Source organism: Bdellovibrio sp. HCB185ZH (assembly GCF_047302455.1).
Taxonomy (GTDB): domain Bacteria; phylum Bdellovibrionota; class Bdellovibrionia; order Bdellovibrionales; family Bdellovibrionaceae; genus Bdellovibrio.
On record NZ_CP178624.1, the window covers coordinates 341309 to 359563 of the forward strand.

An 18255-nucleotide genomic window follows, 5' to 3' on the forward strand; every position below is an offset into this window, starting at 1 on the left:
TGTTACATAAGGTTTTTTCAATGGCATATACTCCAAAGAATCCAGTTAGAATTGTCACGGCCGCAGCATTGTTTGACGGTCACGACGCCAGCATCAATATCATGCGCCGTATTTTACAAGATATGGGCGCGGAAGTGATCCACTTGGGTCACAACCGGTCAGTGAGCGATGTGGTGAAAGCCGTTTTGCAAGAAGGCGCGCAAGGCGTGTGCATCAGCTCTTACCAGGGCGGTCACATGGAATACTTTAAATACATGCGTGATCTTTTGAACGAAGCAGGTGCGGGCTACGTACAAATCTACGGCGGTGGCGGCGGAGTTATCGTTTACGATGAAAAGAAAGAACTTGAAGCCTACGGCATTTCACAAATCTTCCATCCCGATGACGGTCGTCGTTTAGGTTTGGAAGGCATGATCGAAATGATTGTCAAAGGTTGTGACTTCGATCTTTTGGAAAAACAAAAAGAATTTAAAACTAAGAAAAACATTTTCCAAGGTGACACAGTTCCTTCAGTCGAGCTGGGTGTGGCACTGACTGCTATTGAAAACGGAAACAAAGATGTTTCCTTGGCCTCCTATGGTCTTGAAAACTTCAAAGCCAAACAACCACCTTTGGTCCTTGGGATCACAGGTACGGGTGGTGCGGGTAAATCCTCACTTATCGATGAATTGGTTCAGCGCTACTTGAATGCTTATCCAGATAAAAAAATTGCCGTTGTCTGCGTGGATCCATCGAAACGTAAAACCGGTGGCTCCTTGCTTGGTGACCGTATTCGTATGAACTCCTTGTCTCGTACAAAAGTGTTCATGCGTTCTGTGGCTTCCCGTGGATCAGGTCGTGAGATCGCATCTTCTTTGCCAGAGATCTTGAAATTCGTTCGTCAGTTGGACTTTGATTTCATCATTGCAGAAACTTCCGGTATCGGTCAGGGGAATATGGCGATCACGGAAGTGAGTGACATGTCCATGTATGTGATGACATCTGATTTCGGTGCGCAATCACAGCTTGAGAAAATCGACATGATCGACTTCGCGGACTTGATTGCCGTGAATAAAGCCGACCGTCGCGGTGCTTTGGATGCTCTTCGTGACGTATCCAAGCAGTACAAACGCTCTCGCAAAATCTTTGATGAAAAAGTTCAAGTTCCTGTGTTCTTGACTCAAGCGTCTCAGTTCAATGATGGCGGCGTTAATAAATTATTCTTTAAAATTGCAGACCTTTTGGAAGAAAAACAAAAGGGCCGCTGGGTGGTGGATGCCGCTTATAAAAACAACATCCTATCAGCTGAAGAGCACGGGATTATTTCTCCAGATCGTCAAAACTATCTGGCGGAAATCGTGGGCACAGTTCATAAGTACAAAAAACGTACCGAGGACCTGGCTGAGGTAGCTTCTAAACTGGGGGGTCTGCAAAAAGTTGCGCCAATGTTGGGAACACCGGCTGAGACTGTTCAAAAAATCCAGAGTCAACTTGAGGCGGATTTCACTGCGGAAGAATTGGAAGCACTAAAAAACTACGATCAATTGGTCGAGCGTTACTCTGGTGACGAGTTGGTGTTCCAGGTTCGCGACAAAGAAATTCGTCAGAAACTGGTACGTGAATCATTAAGCGGTACAAAAATCCGCAAAGTCGTAGTTCCTAAAATGAAAGACTGGGGCGACAGATTCCGTTACTTGAAACTTGAAAATGTTCCTGGTGAATTCCCATTCACAGGTGGCGTATTCCCTCTAAAACGTGCCGATGAAGACCCTAAGCGTATGTTCGCAGGTGAAGGTACTCCGGAAAGAACAAACCGTCGTTTCCATTACCTGACGAAAGGTGAAACGGCACATCGTCTTTCCACAGCTTTTGACTCTGTGACTTTGTACGGACAGGATCCTGATCAACGCCCCGATATCTTCGGTAAAGTCGGGGAGTCCGGAGTCAGCATTTGTACTTTGGATGACATGAAAAAGCTTTTCGCAGGCTTTGATTTGATCAATCCAAATACGTCCGTTTCCATGACGATCAACGGTCCAGCACCGATGATCCTAGCATTTTATTTCAACACAGCGATTGATCAACAGGTTGAAAAGAAAGAAAAAGAACTGGGTCGTAAAGTCACTCCAGAAGAATACAACGACATCGCGATCTGGACTTTGCAGCAGGTGCGCGGCACGGTTCAAGCGGACATCTTGAAGGAAGACCAAGGGCAAAACACTTGTATCTTCTCGATCAACTTCGCTTTGAAAATGATGGGCGATATTGCGGAATACTTTGTTAAGCAAAAAATCCGTAACTTCTACTCAGTTTCTATTTCGGGATACCATATTGCCGAGGCGGGTGCGAATCCGATCTCTCAATTGGCCTTTACTCTTTCAAATGGTTTCACTTTCGTTGAATACTATTTGTCCCGTGGTTTGAAAGTCGACGACTTCGCTCCAAATTTGTCGTTCTTCTTCTCAAACGGTCTAGATCCTGAGTACTCAGTTTTGGGCCGCGTGGCTCGTCGTATTTGGGCAGTCGCGATGCGTGACCTTTATAAGGCGAACGATCGTTCACAAAAATTGAAATACCATATTCAGACGTCGGGTCGTTCTTTGCATGCTCAGGAAATCGATTTCAATGACATCCGCACAACTTTGCAGGCCTTGCTAGCTATCTATGATAACTGCAACAGCTTGCACACGAACGCGTACGATGAAGCGATCACAACACCGACAGAGGAATCTGTTCGTCGTGCGATGGCAATCCAAATGATTATCAACCGCGAATTCGGTATGACGATGAATGAAAACCCTATGCAGGGTTCTTACTTCATGGACGAGTTAACAGACCTAGTTGAAGAAGCCGTTCTGAACGAGTTCAAAAAGATCAACGAGCGTGGTGGCGTTTTGGGTGCCATGGAAACTCAATACCAACGCTCTAAGATCCAGGAAGAATCGTTGTACTATGAGCGCCTAAAACATGATGGCACATTGCCAATCATCGGCGTAAACACATTCATCGATCCAAAAACAATGGCAGCGGACTACGTCCCACCAAAAATCGAATTGGCTCGTGCTTCCTACGAAGAAAAAAATCAACAGCTCGACAATGTTCACAAATACCAGGACGATCACAAATCCGATGGTGAAAAAGCATTGAAGAACCTAAAGGACACAGTCCTCAACGGCGGAAACATCTTCGCCGCTTTGATGAACGCCGCAAAATACTGCAGCCTCTATCAAATGACGACGGCCCTGTATGAAGTCGGCGGCCAATACCGTCGCAACTTGTAAACGGTGAAAATGGCCCGACTGCTTCGTTGTCGGGCCGCCTCCTCGCTCCGACGTGCTTGGAGCACGCCTGCGCTGTGGGGCAACCCTCCGCCTTGCATTCGAACCATTTTGACCGTTTCCATAAAAAAGGTACGGACTTACTTTCTCCATTTAAACAAGAAAAGGTACGGACTTACTTTGTCCATGTAAAAAAGGTGAGTGGAACGACTCCTTTTTTTAGCTCCATCACTGACTCCATGATCTTTGTATCACTCTAAGAAAAGTGTCTAAAATTACGTATGCTGTCTGATCTGTGGCAGATCATTTGGCGGTTATTTCTCCCTTGCGCCAATGGTTTCCTAATTGCAGTGAAACGGCCTTGGGGGAATGTCAGATGATTCGTAAGACGTCATTAATACTAGGTCTCCTTATATTCGCGGCAGTTCCGGCGTTCGCAAAACGCACGGTTTGCACGATCACGCTTAATTCGGAGCATGAAAAACGCCTTTTTACTTCAAAGTACAAAAAAGAAGGCATGGACTTTAAAGAGCTCACTGATTTTAAAAGCGATAATAATGATAAAAATTGGTTCGATAAGGCCTGCGCGAGCGGTGTGAAGTGCGATGCCCTGATCATCTCAGGGCACTTCGGTGGAACATTCTTCGGTGAGGACACGAACTTGACGTTGCCACTGCAAACACTCGAGAAAAAAGCCTGTTCGAAAAGCTGTGAGGGGATTTTATCACAACCTAAAGAAGTCTATTTATTTGGTTGTAACACCTTAGCGGACAAGGTGAAGGATCGTCGCACGCCTGAGCAATATCGTGAAATTCTGTTGAATGATGGGATCTCAGAAGCCTATGTTGATCGCATTGTGGCGGCACGCTACAGTCCGGTGGGAGAGTCCTTTAAATCCACGATGCAAAAGGTTTTCGCGGGTGTTCCGCAAATCTACGGATTTGATTCTATTGGACCCTCGGGGAAAACAGTTTCTTCATTCTTAAAGAATTATTTAAAGCAAATTCCAAACTATTCCGAGCGTCTGGATAGTCTTGAGGCGGAGAAAGTCGTGGCACAGCTTTCTAAGGCTAATGAGATCAACGAGAAATTCTCAGGACCCTGGAATGTCTCAATGAAAGGAACAGCTTATGCTTCTTGCAGTGGTTCCGTACCGGGGCCCCGCGAAGAATGTAAGCTCTTTGATCCCAATGCCTCTCAATTTGAAAAAATGGTGACGGTGGAAAATCTTTTAAACAAAGATGATCGCAAGGATCACTTTCTTGCTATTGAAGAGTATTTGAACAGCGTCGATATGACCAAGCTTTCAGCAAATGAAGCCGAGGTATTGAATCGTATCAAAGCAAATTCAGTCGCTGCGAATGAGCTGAAAAAGCTTACTCCCAAACTGAACTCGGTTCTGGAAACAAAGTTTCCCCTGTTGGATTTAGCTGGCAAAGTCGGCTGGATGTCTAAAAGCGAAGTGAATCAAGAAATCGAAGACTCGATGAGAGTCGCGATGAAGGGGAGTGGGCTGACCTCCGCAAAAGTGCAAGCTTTCTGTTCTATTCGCAATCCTCCGGATATGAACAGCTTTAAAACTTCCTCCTCATGGTTTCAGAATAGTGGATTTTTAAGTGTGGTTGGCTGCTGGCAGGGAGAGATCAGTAAGTCTCTACCAACGGGTGTTGTCTCAGAATTAAGTCGACAGCTCGATAGCACAGATCCCGACACAGCGGTGAGCGCCATGGGGATGATTAAAAGCAGCGTGAAAACGGATCCGGCTTTGCAGATGAAAGTGGCGTCCTTGTTGTATTCAAAAGAAATCAGTATTTCAGCGTCGGCGATGAGTGCTTTGGGTAACGTAAAAAATCCTTCGCAGGAAGTGATTAACATTGTCGCTAAGGGGCTTGATTCCGCGAATCCTGATGTTCAAAAAAGGTCTGCGTTCACCATTCGCAATATGGGTATTCAGGACGAGATTCTTAAACGACGCGCTTTGCAGATCGCACCACAAATGCAGCCTTGGTAAAATTGGTAAAACGGCCTGCAATCCTTGTCAGGCCCAGCGCAATTAATGGAACATTAATATGTCTCAAGATGAGATCTATTGTCCGAGATCGAATAGGGTGAAGTTGAGGAATCATCGTTCCACTTTGAATGACGGCCCTGGGTTTGCATTAGTAAACCTGCATGAAAAACAATATCTCCAAACTCAAAAAAACAGTGGTTTACGTGACTATCATTTTAGCAGGCGTCAATGTTCTTCTGACAGCGGCCCATGCGATCTCTGGGGAACAAGAAACAAAGGCTCATTCGTTCCATAACATCGCTTGGGAAAAACGCTAGTCCTCTTACTTAGCGATTCTAACAAACAATCTATAAAACAAAAACGCCGCTTCATCAGCGGCGTTTTCTTTTCTTAAAACGAACCTGTTACTTTCTTGATAACAGTTTTGCGACGAACAAAACCACCGTCGCACCGAAAACAGAAGCGATGAAACCTGCAGGTTCTCCCTCTGCATACCATCCTAAAAGTTGCCCGATATAAGTTCCAACCACCGCACCAATGATACCTAAGATGGTTGTCATGATAATGCCCAAGCCCTGTTTGCCCGGCATAAAGAAACGAGCCACGAGTCCTACCAGAAAGCCAATCAACAAAACGCCTAAAATATGCATTTCCAAGTCTCCTCTAAAATAAAATTATTGAGGACTCAGCCAACATAAGCAAGTGCGTTTGTCGTTACGCAAAAAGGTGCCAGGTCCTATTTCTTGTCGCAGAGCGAATCCGCGTAGCGACAAGGAATAGGACCTGGCACCTTTTGCTACTGAAGTTTTTCGATGATCTTTTCGGCGATTTTGATTCCGTCGCACGCAGCGGAAGTGATTCCTCCTGCGTAACCCGCGCCTTCGCCCGCAGGATAAAGTCCTGCGTGGGAGATGCTCTCTAAAGATTCATTATCGCGAGTGACACGCACTGGACAGCTCGTGCGGGATTCAATTCCGTACAATTGAGCGTCTTCGACAACGAAGCCTTTCATGTTGCGGTTGAATTTGTTCAAGCCTTCCTGAATACGCTTTGTCATATGAGCAGGTAAAATCTCATCCAGGCGGATGTTGATCGCACCCGATGGTGAAGATCCCGCACGCAAGTTGCGGGGACCTTTTTTCGAAGGACCACCCAAGAAATCCAAAAGATTTTGCGCTGGCAATTCTTTTGTACCACCAGCTTCACGCACGGATTTCAAAGCTTGAGTTTCAAGCTGGCGGCGAAGTTTCATCCCACCAAATACGTCATTGCCGAATAGTTTGTTGTGATCAATAGAAACGACGATCGCGGCATTCGCAAATGGGGAGTTACGATTGTAGTTACTCATTCCGTTACAAACGATACCGTCTTCTTCCGTTCCCGCAGACAGAACGTAACCACCTGGACACATGCAGAAAGAGTAAACGCCGATGCCGGTTTTATCATCATGGTCAGCAAGTTTGTAATTAGCGGCGCCCAATTTAGGATGCTCAGAGAACTGACGATATTGAATTTTATTAATCTCTGCCTGAGAGTGTTCAATTCGCAAACCCATCGCAAAGGACTTACCATCCAAATGCACGCCTATATCGTTTAAGTGATTGATCATGTCTTCAGCGGAGTGACCCGTCGCCAAGATAACATGCGGAGACTTAAATTCAGTTCCATGTTCCGTACGAACGCCAACAGTTTGCTTACCTTCCATCAAAATCTCAGTGACCTGAGTGTTAAAATGGATTTCACAACCATTGGCTTTTAAATATTCACGAAGTTTCGGAATCACACGGCGGATACGATCAGAACCCACGTGAGGATTCGACAACCATTGAATTTCTGCTGGCGCACCAAATTGCACCAAGCGATTCATCACATAAGGAATGTGCGGAGATTTGATACGCGTGATCAGTTTTCCATCAGAGTAAAGTCCCGCTCCACCTTCGCCGAAACAAACGTTGTTGCGTGTATCGAGCTTGCCATGACGCCAGTACTGATTGATACCCTTCATGCGGGCACCAGAATCCGAACCACGCTCAAACAAAACGCAAGGAACTCCGCGCTCGACAAAGCGCAAAGCCGCAAATAGACCCGCAGGGCCGGTACCAACGATCAAGGGCTTCTCTTTGGGAGCCGCGATTTTTTCTAGATTGAATTCTGGAATATTCAGAGTCTCGCCTTTTTCAGCGACCTCAATGGAATAAACGAAGTGGGGAGAGTGAGCGCGACGAGCGTCGACGCTTTGGCGAAGGATGCGGTAAGGCCCGTGCTCGGGAACTAACCATTGAAGTTTCTCTTCAAGATCCTGATCTATAGGAATCTCGATATTATTGAATATCTTCGCCATTTTTACCTCGCGGGCCCCTGTTAAAAGCCAAACTGGTGAACAAATTGTTTTCAAAGCTTATATCAGAAGACCCGAGTCGTGACAAAGGGGGTAACTTCAGTTAGATAATTTATATATGTCAGCAATCACTCGTATTTTACCGAAAAGAAGCCTCAGCCGCCTGGTTGGAAAGATAATGCACTTTGAAGGGCCTAAATGGTGGGCAAACCTGTCTATTCGTGGCTTTGCCTGGTGGTATAACATCGCTTTGGACGAGGCTGAAAAGGCTTATAACGAATACCCAAGCATTGGCGAGTTCTTCATTCGTAAATTAAAGCCTGGCATTCGCCCCGTGGGTTCTGCCTGGGCCGTTCATCCCGCTGACAGTGTGATCACTCAGGCGCAACAAATTGAAAAAGGCACCTTGATTCAGGCAAAAGGTCACACCTATGAACTAAAAGAGTTCACGATGGATCCCGATGCTTATAAAAAATGGGATGGTGGGTTCTTTATGACTTACTATCTTTGTCCAACGGATTATCACCGCGTGCATTCTCCAGTGGATGGCGGCATCACAGATGTTCGTTATATGCCAGGGGAGTTGTGGCCAGTAAATGAGTGGAGCACAACGAACGTTAAAGATCTTTTCTCTATCAACGAACGCGTATTGGTTGAAGTGCAAACAGATATGGGACCTGTGGGAGTCGTATTCGTAGGCGCCACCAACGTAGGTCACATCGTTCTAAGTTTTGATGAAAAAATCCGCGGAAACCAAGCGGGCGAGCCCGAATATCAACACAAAAAATATTCTCCAGCACTGACTGTAAAACGTGGCGATGAGCTCGGAATGTTCCGCATGGGATCAACCATCGTGATGTTGTATCCGCCAGCGTTCCGTGAAAAATACGCAGCCCAACTAAACTTGGGCCCTTCGGTCAAAGTGAATGCTTCATTAATCAAGTAATTAACAAGGTAACAGTTCCCTTTTCGGAATGCAGTGCGGAACCGCGGCGTTTCTGCGGTGCATACGTAAACAGGACCTGGCACCTTAAAAGCGGGAGCCCACATACAGCCCGGCGGCTTGGGAGAAGAACGACATATCCATCGTTTTCAAATCGACGTTCACAGGCTGGGTGTGACCGATGATGCTGATGTACCAAGGACCCCAGTCATAACCGATGGCCATCTTGGCTTGAACCCACCACGTGTATTTTAAATTATCCCAACGAGTGGTGGTGGTTTCGTAAACTTGCTTTTGCGGACCCGCTTGAGCGCTTCCGAAAATCGCGACGTAAAATCTTGTCCACTGCCACACGTAAGAAGAACCCAGGCCCACGGCCATACTTTGATATTTTCCCTTCACCAAGGTGGCATCTTCGCCGTAATCAGCAGGCGTACTTTGTGGCAAGAACGGCGTTGGATTCTCAATTTCAACTTGGGACAGACTCATCAGTGCATAAAAAGCCAAGCCATCAACAGCGGGCTTTTTCCAGTTGGGACCAAAAGCTTCCAAAGCACTCACACCATAATAAGCCCATTCAAACTGTGACTGCAGCATCGAGATCTTTAAATCCGGTAATGAATATTCATCAGCCGTGATAAAGCCGTCGTTATTCGCATCCGCGGTCGGGCTTTGATTGAAACCCTGATAGCGCTGATAAATAAACTCAGCCCCTAAGCGGCCATTAAAATAGCGAAGTTGATAGTCCTCGGCTGAAGTTGCCACTTTATCCGCCCGAGCAGCTCCGTAAGCAACGTTGGCTTCTAAAGAGATACCTAGAGGTCGGTTGGAATAACCAAGGGCATAACCGGGCGGGGTGTTCGGATCCAGGGCCACGTTGTGATTATCACCAGCTCCCGATGTCGTCGCTTTCAAAGTTTTTAAAAGCATACCGACTTGCAGTGAATTTTCGTAATCTTTCTTAATAGCTTTCTTAGTGGCTTCAGATCTTGCGTTATCGGCAGCAGAAACACCAGTGGGAGTGGGAGATGATTGCGGAGTCGGAAGAGGAGAAGTTTTCGATGGAGTGAGTACCGGTTGCGAGGTGATCGTGACCGGAGTCTTTTTGTTACGTTTTGTCGTTGTGTTCGGTTGTGCCGACACTCCGATGCTCAAAACTAAAAGGCTGAATAAAATCGATCCCTTTAAAAACAAAAAACTCACTCCATCTCAGTTCTTATTCTATAAGCCGAGGTGAGTGAGTTTAAAGGGAAAACCTGTCAAATGACTGTTTCCGGACCAGTCCTTATGCGGGGTAGGCACATTCGGTCAGGGGTGTTTCCGCGACAGAAACACGAGTTAAAATCGGCAGGACTTTCTTCGCATGATCAAAGATCCATTTCGCCAGTAATTCTGAAGTAGGATTTTCAAGACCCGCGACTTCATTCAAAACCCTGTGATCGATCTGTTCCAGAATCGGTTTCATCGCAGCTTGAATGTCGTTGTAGTCGATGACCCATCCAATTTTTTCATCCAAAGGACCCACGAGGGTCAGCACAATCTTAAAACTGTGACCATGCATGCGTGAACAAGGATGGCTTGCTGGCAAATGGGGTAGGAAACGGGCGGATTCAATTTGAAAATGCTGCTTCAGTTCGAATTTCATGTTATGGATATATCCACTAGGGAGAGATATGTCTACGACCACCTTGCATTTGGCCAAGCAAAATTTCAAATTTTCAGCAGCGCATTTTCTGATTTTTGATGAAACGCATGCAGAAAAGCTTCATGGCCACAATTATCAGGTCAAAGTCGACATCAATGCCCCCGCCGATGAAGCTCAACACTCTGACGGCTATTTCATGGATTTCAATGTCTTTAAGAAATTCATCAAGGCGCGCTTGGATGTGTGGGACGAAATCGTCCTTTTGCCGCAAAATCATCCCGACATGAAGTTTAAAAAAACGGAAAAGTCCCTGGAAGTGACCTTCCGTGATCGTTTCTATGTTTTCCCATTGAATGAAGTGATCTTGCTACCGGTTACAAATACCAGCGTGGAAAATCTTTCTAAGATTTTAGCGGAAGAATTCTATGCCGAGTTCAAAAAATACGGCGTGCAAAAAGTCGTGGTTTCCGTCGAGGAAACTCAAGGACAGGGCGCTTCGACAACAGTCGGAAAGTAACCTAAGGCTTCGATAAAATCCCTGAGCTCACTTCAAACGGAGTCAGCTCGCGGACCACACGGTAGCGCCAAAAACAAATGCGCCCACCCTCATTCAAACGCTGTTGCAGGCGTTCTTCGACCAGGTCAGGATTGCCATCGCAATCAATGTGCGCAAAATCCCCAAAGGCATCGACATACGTCACATTCCAGGAATAGGGCGCTTTGTCGCGGGCCTGAAAATTTCGGTTGGCAACTGGACCCATCCCTAAAGCAATTCGAGCGACGATGATCTTTTCAAGCTCGGGGCGACGAATCTGCTCGCGAGCTGTTGCGATTGTTTCCTCGTCATCCAGACTAATCACAAAGGAGCCATTCTCGCTCGGTGTCTTGGTTGAGATCAGAAAATACTTTTTAGAAATATCCGTGGGCAGTCTAACTGGCGACAAGGCGAGGGGAGGGCTTTGCTTATCATCGGCACCATAAAAGGCTTCGGAGTGAAAACGATTTGAAGCCGAAATCTCAACTCTGGAAACCGCGCGATTCAAGTTCCACTTTAAGTTTTGTGTTTCAAAGTGCTTTGTAAACTGCAGAGATTTTTCTTCTAGCAACAAACCCGCTGTATCAAAGGCTTTTAAACTTAGATCATTCGCGTTCAAGTAAAGGTTTAACATTGAAAGTTTAACTGTAGACGTGTTCGCAGGAAGATAATGTGTTACTTGAGGTGATGTCGTTGAAGTCAAAAGTACTTTTTGCGAATCACAAGTTAAAGTAAAACGTAAAGTATCTGCTGTCGCGGCTTTCAATGAAAATCCACGTTTGTCGGGCAGAAAGTCAACTCCCGCCAATTTCATTTCTGATTTCGCGTCGAGTTCTTGATAGCCTTCTTTGATCACGCCGTTTTCGTGAACCTGGGTCCACCATTTTTCTGGCTCAGCTGATTTGTTTTGAACGAAGACGGTCAGGGCTTTTGGATCGCAAAAGCCTGGCGCATAGAAAAGCTCTGCCGCTCGCGCAACAGAAGCTGATAACAGGAAGCCGACAACAAGGGTGGTTTGGGCTTTAAATAGCATCTATTTTCAGATCGGGTTTAGAGGGGGGAACTTAATCTAAGGCCTCAAAATCACGACCATTGTCTTCGATAGGGCCTCACTTTTAAGCGGCCTCCACCGCGGCTGGAATGAAAGCCATTATCAACTGGTTTTCAATGCCTGGACCTGGGGGTAAAGAACTACCATTTGCGGGGCTATAACTTTAACTAGTAATTCGCGCATTCTCCGAGGGAAAAATGACTTTGTTAGACGCCAAATTAAAACCGGGTCAGACCGTTGAAATCCTTAAGATAGACGGGGAGCACCTCTTGCGTGAACGTCTTCATGAAATGGGACTGCGTTCGGGTATGGAATTAACTATTTTAGGCAGAGCACCCTTCGGTGGTCCCTTGTTGGTTCGTTTCAAAACCAGCTTTTTGGCTTTACGTAATGAGGAGGCCGCATGTGCCCAAGTGACGTTGAAAGCGTAAACGTTGCTGCCGCAGGCAGTGAACAACGTGTGATCGCTCTGGTCGGTGCGCCGAACTCTGGAAAAACAACTCTCTATAACTGGCTTACGGGTTCGCGTTTTAAAACGGTGAACTATCCGGGTGCCACAGTTGAATACTCTTTGGGAAAACTCGCTCCTCACTTGGGTCAAGGCATCCTTGCGATGGATACACCGGGAACCTACAGCCTTCACCCCAAGAGTGCCGACGAGGTTGTCACAATTAAATCTATCTATGAAAATCCTGAATTCGGCGAAGCGACTGGCATTGTTGTAGTTCTGGATGGTACGCAGCTTTCTCGTCACTTGCAATTAGCCCTGCAGGTTAAGGAAACAGGGTTCCCGATGATCGTGGTGATCACGATGGCCGATCTTTTACGTAAAGAAGGCATCGAGATCGATATGGATTACTTGCGAAAAGAGTTAGACTGCCCCGTGATCCCATTCGATGGATTGCTGGCGGGTGGTTTGCTTGAAATCGTAGCGGCAGCAAAAAATATTTCTCTGGATTCCTTCCCGAAACGTCCACGCGTTTGGGATTTTAATGAGTTAGATTTGAAAATGAAAGAGTGCGATCGCATTGCGAAGGAAGCTCTTTCTCATAAAACGGATCATCCTGAAGTCCGCCTTAAAAAGATTGTCGAAAAAACTGAAAAAATCGATCGTCTTTTGTTGCACCCGACATTTGGTTTGATCATGTTCTTAGTGATCATGAGTGCGCTGTTCTCTTCCATTTTCTGGTTGGCGGCTCCCTTCATGGATTATGTGGATCAAGGTTTTAGTTTCCTAAATAAAGTCGTGAACGATTTAGGACCTGGCACCTTGTGGGCAGACTTCCTGGCGAACGGTGTGGTTTCAAGTTTTGGAGCCGTCCTGGTTTTCGTTCCGCAGATTTTCATTTTGTTCTTTGGTATTGGTTTGCTTGAAAGCTCTGGTTACTTGGCGCGTGCGGCGACGTTGATCGATCGTCCGTTCTCCGCACTGGGTATGAGCGGTCGTTCTTTCGTTCCGATCTTGTCTGGTTTTGCGTGTGCAGTTCCAGCCATCATCGCCACTCGTAATATTTCTTCAGCGCGCGACCGTTGGATCACATCATTCGTAATTCCGCTTATGCAGTGTTCGGCTCGTTTGCCGGTTTACGCGTTGTTGATCGCGTTCTTATTCCACGGTGAATCCGCATTGATGGCGGGAATGGTGTTCGCCTCCTTGTATCTTGGTTCCTTGTTCGTGGGCGGATTGGCAGCCGGGATCGTCAATAAGTTCCTTCCGCATAACGACAACTCGTTCTTTATGATGGAGCTTCCGATTTATCGTCGTCCTAAGTTCCGCGTTCTGCTTCGCCAGTCTTTGACTCGGACGATGAACTACGTAAAACGCGCAGGTCCCATGATCTTCGTTTTCGCAGTGATCATTTGGGTGGGCACAAACTTCCCGAACTACAATAACGAAAATGCCCATGACAAACTTGAACAATCTTACGCTGGTCAATTGGGTAAAGTGATCGAGCCTGTAGTGGCTCCGATGGGTGTCGATTGGCGCGTGGGTGTGGGGTTGATTTCAGCCTTCGCTGCTCGTGAAGTGTTCGTTTCCTCACTTGCCGTCACATTCAATGTCGCTGACGACAACGAAGATACGCAACAGCAATCACTCCTCACGCAAATGAGCGAGGCCGTGAACAAAGATGGTCAAAAAGTCTTTACGATCAGCAGTGTGATTGGGCTTATGATATTCTTTATGATCGCCCTTCAGTGCATGACCACGGTCGCGATTCAAGCCCGCGAAAGCGGCTCTATCAAAATGGCTGTCGGTCAGTTGGTGGCGTTCAACGTCGTAGCCTATGTCTTGGTTGTCATTGTCGTACAAGGACTTAGAGCTCTAGGTGTCTCCTAGAGCTTCTGATAAAGCTCAGTGAAGTGCTTCAAAGTATTCGGCCAGTTGTGATTGTGAAGTGCCCACTCACGGCCTTTTTCGCCGTGCTTTTGTGCTTTATCCGGATGCATAAGGTAATAGCGAATACAGTCAGCAAGGGATTGGCCCGAGCGAGGCTCGGCCAGGATTCCGCGTTCAGTGCCACCAACTTGTTCAGGAGTTCCGCCTGCATTGGTGCCGATAACAGCTTTACCCATCATCATCGCATCAATCACACTTAAGGAATAAGTTTCGTTATAGGAGGCCAAAGTGAACACATCCAAAGCGTCAATGTACGGAATGTATTCACGTTGAAAAGAAATATGATGCAAGTGACCCTTCAATCGATCCGATTGCGCTCGCGCCAGCATCCAGTCATACAATGCCTGGGATTCTGGCTCGTATGTTGTCTCGCCCTGATCATTGTGACCCACGATCGTACGATCGCCAATCACCCAGATTTGCACCTTTTTCAGGTCTTCGTCGGGTAGGTAATCCAAAGACTCCACCAACTCGCGAACACCTTTCCCCGCATCAATACGGCACAATGTTCCGATCACCATCTGATCTTTTTGCACGGAGTATTTATCGCGAATCTGCTGACGTAAATCAGGTGTGGCGACAAACTTATCAGTCTCGCGACCATAACGAATCAGCTTCAATTTCGATGAATCAATCGGGAAGTTCTTTTTAACATCCTTCAAAATGTCTTCAGAAGAACTGCACAAGGCATCGACACGTCTAAAAAGCGCGCGATGAACAAAGTCCTGCTTAGGCAGGGCATTCATATACAGATTGTAAACGTGTTTCAGATCTTTATTAAACCAACGAGCCAGGCAGGTGGCCCACATATCTTTACGAGTGTGAGAGTGCAGGTGAGTGATGGCGTGTTTGCGAATCGCTCCGCGGATTAATCCCGCCTCGTTTAACTTGGAGATCTTTTTTCCGGTAGTTTCAATGGTGCGAACGCCAGCAGCCTTTAGTTCTTTAGCGATGCGGGAGTCTGCAAAACATATGACCCACTGATCAACGTGAGTTGCCTGAAGCTTGATAATAAGCTCGGTCGAATAAAGCTCCAGTCCGCCCCATGAATAAGAATGTATCACATGTAGAAGTCGAACTGGTTTCATCGCAGAAGATCCTATTTGTTATTATAGAAGTCGTGAACTTTGTTAATTACAAACGCAACTTCTTCTTTTTTAAGATCTTCAAACATTGGCATGCGCAACATACGGTTGGCCAAATCATCCGTGACCGCCATCGAGCCCGCGACTCTGCCAAATTTCAATCCCGCTGGAGCGGAATGCAGTGGCACGTAGTGAGTCGTTGATTGAATGTCGCTCTCTTTTAAATAAGCCCAAAGCTTTGCGCGTTCTTCAGCGCTTTTACATAAGAAATAATAGATGTGCGCGTTCGTTTGGCAATCACCAGGAACTTGCATGCGAGTTAAATGACCTTGTTTTTCAAGATCCGCAAAACCCTGATGATATTGATTCCAGTGGGCTAAACGGTGCGCCGTGATTTTCTCGCCCTCTTCCAGTTGCGCATACAGGAACGCGACAGCCAATTCAGATTGCAGGTATGAAGAACCCTTGTCTTGCCAAGTGTATTTATCCACCTGGCCGTTTAAGAACTGCTGACGATTCGTTCCTTTGTCGCGAACGATTTCAGCGCGCTCAACAAAGCGTTTGTCGTTGATAACCAAAGCTCCACCTTCGCCGCAAACGATGTTTTTCGTTTCGTGAAAGCTGTAAGCAGCCATATGACCCCAAGCACCTGTTGGTTTGCCTTTATACGAAGAAAAGATCGCTTGAGCCGCATCCGCCACCACAATAAAGCCACGCTTTTCAGACAAGGCCATAATACGATCCATTTCGCAGGCAACACCGGCATAGTGAACCGGCATAACGACTTTCGTTTTAGGAGTAAGGGCTTTTTCCATCGCATCCACATCCATATTCATCGTTTTAGGATCAATATCGATAAAGACGGGGATAGCACCATAAAGTGCGATCACGTTGGCCGTAGAAGTAAATGTAAAGGAAGGCAGAATAACTTCGTCGCCCGGGCCGATATTGGCAAGAACCATCGCCATTTCCAAAGCAGATGTGCAGCTTGGAGTGATCACGGCCATTTCACATTTCAGATGATTTTTAAACCACTCGACGACTTTTTTGTTGAAAGCACCTTCGCCAGATAATTTACGATTGGCGATGGCTTGAGAAATATACTTCTCTTCATTGTGAGTATGCGGGGGCAGATTAAATGGAATTTTCATGCCCCGTAAAGATAGCCCGAAATCTAGAAATACTGCAACGGATTAAAAGCCATCCGTTGTGCCGACTTTGCCACGAGGGCCATCGTCGTCAAAAGGGATCACATCTGCTGCTGCACCGCCGCTTTGTGCCTTTTTTGGAACAGAAGCTTTTGCGGGTTTAATTGCGGGCGCTGTCTTTGTTTTCAATTGCACAACGTTGGCGCCGGAAACACGTTTTGGCGCCGACACACCTTCGGTCGAGCGCTCCTCTCTGACTTTGCTGTCCCCAGTGACGACGCGGTTTAGGTCCGCAACCAAGCGGCTCATAAGATCTGCTTGTGCGGAAATCTCTTCAGAGGATGCTGCGATTTCTTCAGAGGAAGCCGCATTCCCTTGAACACCTGCATCCAATTGATTCATAGCCTGAGAAATCTGAGAGATACCCGTCGTTTGTTCCGTACTTGCTGCCGAGATTTCATTATTAAGGTCAGAGACTTTTTTAACTGACATCACAATTGTGTTTAAAACTTCAGCAGAACGGTCGGCGACCTTGGCGCCTGTTTCCACTTGTTCAACGCTGTCTTTAATAAGTGTCGAGATGTCTTTAGCAGCAACTGCGGAACGTTGCGCCAAAGTGCGCACGGCCTCAGCAACCACGGCAAAGCCTTTACCTTGCTCGCCGGCACGTGCGGCTTCAACCGCAGCATTGAGGGCTAACAGATTGGTTTGGAAGGCGATATCATCGATCACATTAATGATCTCTTCGATTTTCTTGGAAGATTGAGAGATACCCTGCATGGATTGAATCAATGCAGCCATTTCGCGCTGGCCTTCTTCTGCAGAATCTTTTGAAGATTGAGAAAGGGTTGCCGCTTGCTTCGCATTGTCCGAATTCATCTTAACCATCGAAGACATCTCTTCTAATGAGGCCACCGTTTCTTCTAGGGATGCAGCGGATTCAGTGGATGCCGTTGAAAGAGTTTGGCCAGCCACAGACAGTTGAGTGATCGCTGTTGAAACTTGGTTTCCGGAGTCTGTGAGTTTATTAGAAATGCTACTAACGGTGTTAGAGACCTTGTAGGCTATCCACATCAGGATACCGAACAAAGCAAAAACACTCATCGCAGCGATCAACACCAACATTTCAGTCAGGGCTTTGCGATCTTTAACTTGCTGGGCATTTTGTTCTGTTGCAGTGTCTTGGTAATATTTAAAGTTCTGTTCTGACATTTTTTGAACCTGCAGAGCCAAAAGATGCCATTCGCCACCATTTAATGACGCGCGAACTTTCTCATCCACTTCTGGTGTGTCTTTACGAAGCGCTTCGGTCAGAGCTTCCGTCACTTTATAGAAATTTGCCTTATTGTCTTTTACAGTTTGATAGTTTTTAGATTCGATTTCCGTGAACGGAGTCTTCTCGTAATAGGCTTGGGCCTCTTTGAAATCTTGCCAAGCATCCTCAGTCTTTTTAATGAATTTAGTGCGAGATTCGCCGTGCAAACCAACTGCCGCCCAAAAGAAGTAACCCACGCGCGCACGTTGCATCGCTAATTGCCCCAGGGCATCCATATTAGGAACGATATCTGTGTATGCTGTATTCAGCATGTCGCCTAATTTATTAGTACTGCGCAAAGCAATGAATGTGATCATCGTGAATGCAACAACTGGCAAGCAGGCAGAGAACAACAATTTTCCACGAATGCCACGAAACCAAGATTTCAAACCGTTCATAAACAAGACTCCCTTGTTGGTTTCTTTATCGAAGTAATTTCCGATTTTCTTTACTCGCGTTTAAGTGAGGTCAACCGGACCGAAATTTTAAAACTTCTGTGATATTTTTTACTGCTATGCGACAGGACTAA

General features: G+C 46.4%; 15 protein-coding genes. 7 read left to right on the plus strand and 8 right to left on the minus strand.

The window, feature by feature from the left end; genetic code table 11:
• Positions 1-20: 20 nt before the first annotated feature.
• From icmF to ACLSU7_RS01665, 3 genes are all read left to right on the plus strand, one after another.
• Complete coding sequence (gene icmF, locus ACLSU7_RS01655) at positions 21-3260, plus strand: fused isobutyryl-CoA mutase/GTPase IcmF (protein ID WP_413293781.1); 3240 nt, start codon at positions 21-23, stop codon at positions 3258-3260.
• Between the two features lie 373 nt (positions 3261-3633).
• The gene (locus tag ACLSU7_RS01660; RefSeq protein WP_413293782.1) at positions 3634-5268 is read left to right on the plus strand and encodes a hypothetical protein; all 1635 of its coding nucleotides are present in this window, start codon (positions 3634-3636) and stop codon (positions 5266-5268) included.
• Between the two features lie 161 nt (positions 5269-5429).
• Positions 5430-5585, plus strand: coding sequence for a hypothetical protein (locus ACLSU7_RS01665; RefSeq protein ID WP_181604209.1), 156 nt, complete (start codon positions 5430-5432; stop codon positions 5583-5585).
• A gap of 87 nt (positions 5586-5672) precedes the next feature.
• Here the strand turns inward: ACLSU7_RS01665 and ACLSU7_RS01670 are convergent, their stop codons facing one another.
• Both ACLSU7_RS01670 and ACLSU7_RS01675 read right to left on the minus strand, forming a co-directional pair.
• The gene (locus ACLSU7_RS01670; protein ID WP_413293783.1) at positions 5673-5918 is read right to left on the minus strand and encodes a GlsB/YeaQ/YmgE family stress response membrane protein; all 246 of its coding nucleotides are present in this window, start codon (positions 5916-5918) and stop codon (positions 5673-5675) included.
• 146 nt (positions 5919-6064) lie between these two features.
• Positions 6065-7609, minus strand: coding sequence for an NAD(P)/FAD-dependent oxidoreductase (locus tag ACLSU7_RS01675; protein WP_413293784.1), 1545 nt, complete (start codon positions 7607-7609; stop codon positions 6065-6067).
• A 115-nt stretch (positions 7610-7724) separates the two neighbouring features.
• Between ACLSU7_RS01675 and asd the strand changes: the two genes are divergently transcribed.
• Positions 7725-8552, plus strand: a complete 828-nt coding sequence (gene asd / locus ACLSU7_RS01680; RefSeq protein WP_413293785.1) for an archaetidylserine decarboxylase — start codon at positions 7725-7727, stop codon at positions 8550-8552.
• Between the two features lie 84 nt (positions 8553-8636).
• Here the strand turns inward: asd and ACLSU7_RS01685 are convergent, their stop codons facing one another.
• A complete protein-coding gene (locus tag ACLSU7_RS01685; protein ID WP_413293786.1) occupies positions 8637-9704 on the minus strand; it encodes a DUF4421 family protein in 1068 nt (355 codons plus the stop codon).
• A gap of 130 nt (positions 9705-9834) precedes the next feature.
• A complete protein-coding gene (gene queD, locus ACLSU7_RS01690; RefSeq protein ID WP_413293787.1) occupies positions 9835-10194 on the minus strand; it encodes a 6-carboxytetrahydropterin synthase QueD in 360 nt (119 codons plus the stop codon).
• 28 nt (positions 10195-10222) lie between these two features.
• Between queD and ACLSU7_RS01695 the strand changes: the two genes are divergently transcribed.
• Positions 10223-10711 (plus strand): 6-pyruvoyl trahydropterin synthase family protein, encoded by a 489-nt coding sequence (locus ACLSU7_RS01695; RefSeq protein ID WP_413293788.1) that lies wholly within the window; start codon positions 10223-10225, stop codon positions 10709-10711.
• A gap of 1 nt (position 10712) precedes the next feature.
• On the opposite strand, the gene ACLSU7_RS01700 is transcribed toward ACLSU7_RS01695, so the two are convergent.
• Complete coding sequence (locus tag ACLSU7_RS01700) at positions 10713-11762, minus strand: hypothetical protein (RefSeq protein ID WP_413293789.1); 1050 nt, start codon at positions 11760-11762, stop codon at positions 10713-10715.
• Positions 11763-11977: 215 nt separating this feature from the next.
• Between ACLSU7_RS01700 and ACLSU7_RS01705 the strand changes: the two genes are divergently transcribed.
• Positions 11978-12211: a FeoA family protein gene (locus ACLSU7_RS01705; RefSeq protein ID WP_142700413.1), complete on the plus strand. Its 234-nt coding sequence runs from the start codon at positions 11978-11980 to the stop codon at positions 12209-12211.
• On the plus strand, positions 12184-14118 hold the full coding sequence (gene feoB / locus ACLSU7_RS01710) for a ferrous iron transporter B (RefSeq protein WP_413293790.1): 1935 nt from the start codon (positions 12184-12186) through the stop codon (positions 14116-14118). Before ACLSU7_RS01705 ends, feoB begins: the two co-directional genes overlap by 28 nt.
• Here the strand turns inward: feoB and ACLSU7_RS01715 are convergent.
• From ACLSU7_RS01715 to ACLSU7_RS01725, 3 genes are read right to left on the minus strand one after another with little or no spacing between them, the layout of a single operon-like run.
• The gene (locus ACLSU7_RS01715) at positions 14115-15266 is read right to left on the minus strand and encodes a glycosyltransferase family 4 protein (RefSeq protein ID WP_413293791.1); all 1152 of its coding nucleotides are present in this window, start codon (positions 15264-15266) and stop codon (positions 14115-14117) included. The genes feoB and ACLSU7_RS01715 overlap by 4 nt on opposite strands.
• Before the next feature lie 11 nt (positions 15267-15277).
• Complete coding sequence (gene rffA / locus ACLSU7_RS01720; RefSeq protein WP_413293792.1) at positions 15278-16414, minus strand: dTDP-4-amino-4,6-dideoxygalactose transaminase; 1137 nt, start codon at positions 16412-16414, stop codon at positions 15278-15280.
• Between the two features lie 42 nt (positions 16415-16456).
• Positions 16457-18124: a methyl-accepting chemotaxis protein gene (locus ACLSU7_RS01725; protein WP_413293793.1), complete on the minus strand. Its 1668-nt coding sequence runs from the start codon at positions 18122-18124 to the stop codon at positions 16457-16459.
• Positions 18125-18255: the final 131 nt, after the last annotated feature.

What these genes read in the sequence shown, in the direction of transcription:
- ACLSU7_RS01675 (WP_413293784.1), bottom strand. Translation starts at nt 7,609, where the DNA reads ATGGCGAAGATATTCAATAATATCGAGATTCCTATAGATCAGGATCTT.
- ACLSU7_RS01660 (WP_413293782.1), top strand. Translation starts at nt 3,634, where the DNA reads ATGATTCGTAAGACGTCATTAATACTAGGTCTCCTTATATTCGCGGCA.
- ACLSU7_RS01665 (WP_181604209.1), top strand. Translation starts at nt 5,430, where the DNA reads ATGAAAAACAATATCTCCAAACTCAAAAAAACAGTGGTTTACGTGACT.
- rffA (WP_413293792.1), bottom strand. Translation starts at nt 16,414, where the DNA reads ATGAAAATTCCATTTAATCTGCCCCCGCATACTCACAATGAAGAGAAG.
- ACLSU7_RS01705 (WP_142700413.1), top strand. Translation starts at nt 11,978, where the DNA reads ATGACTTTGTTAGACGCCAAATTAAAACCGGGTCAGACCGTTGAAATC.
- ACLSU7_RS01700 (WP_413293789.1), bottom strand. Translation starts at nt 11,762, where the DNA reads ATGCTATTTAAAGCCCAAACCACCCTTGTTGTCGGCTTCCTGTTATCA.
- ACLSU7_RS01670 (WP_413293783.1), bottom strand. Translation starts at nt 5,918, where the DNA reads ATGCATATTTTAGGCGTTTTGTTGATTGGCTTTCTGGTAGGACTCGTG.
- ACLSU7_RS01695 (WP_413293788.1), top strand. Translation starts at nt 10,223, where the DNA reads ATGTCTACGACCACCTTGCATTTGGCCAAGCAAAATTTCAAATTTTCA.
- asd (WP_413293785.1), top strand. Translation starts at nt 7,725, where the DNA reads ATGTCAGCAATCACTCGTATTTTACCGAAAAGAAGCCTCAGCCGCCTG.
- icmF (WP_413293781.1), top strand. Translation starts at nt 21, where the DNA reads ATGGCATATACTCCAAAGAATCCAGTTAGAATTGTCACGGCCGCAGCA.
- ACLSU7_RS01715 (WP_413293791.1), bottom strand. Translation starts at nt 15,266, where the DNA reads ATGAAACCAGTTCGACTTCTACATGTGATACATTCTTATTCATGGGGC.
- ACLSU7_RS01725 (WP_413293793.1), bottom strand. Translation starts at nt 18,124, where the DNA reads ATGAACGGTTTGAAATCTTGGTTTCGTGGCATTCGTGGAAAATTGTTG.
- queD (WP_413293787.1), bottom strand. Translation starts at nt 10,194, where the DNA reads ATGAAATTCGAACTGAAGCAGCATTTTCAAATTGAATCCGCCCGTTTC.
- feoB (WP_413293790.1), top strand. Translation starts at nt 12,184, where the DNA reads ATGTGCCCAAGTGACGTTGAAAGCGTAAACGTTGCTGCCGCAGGCAGT.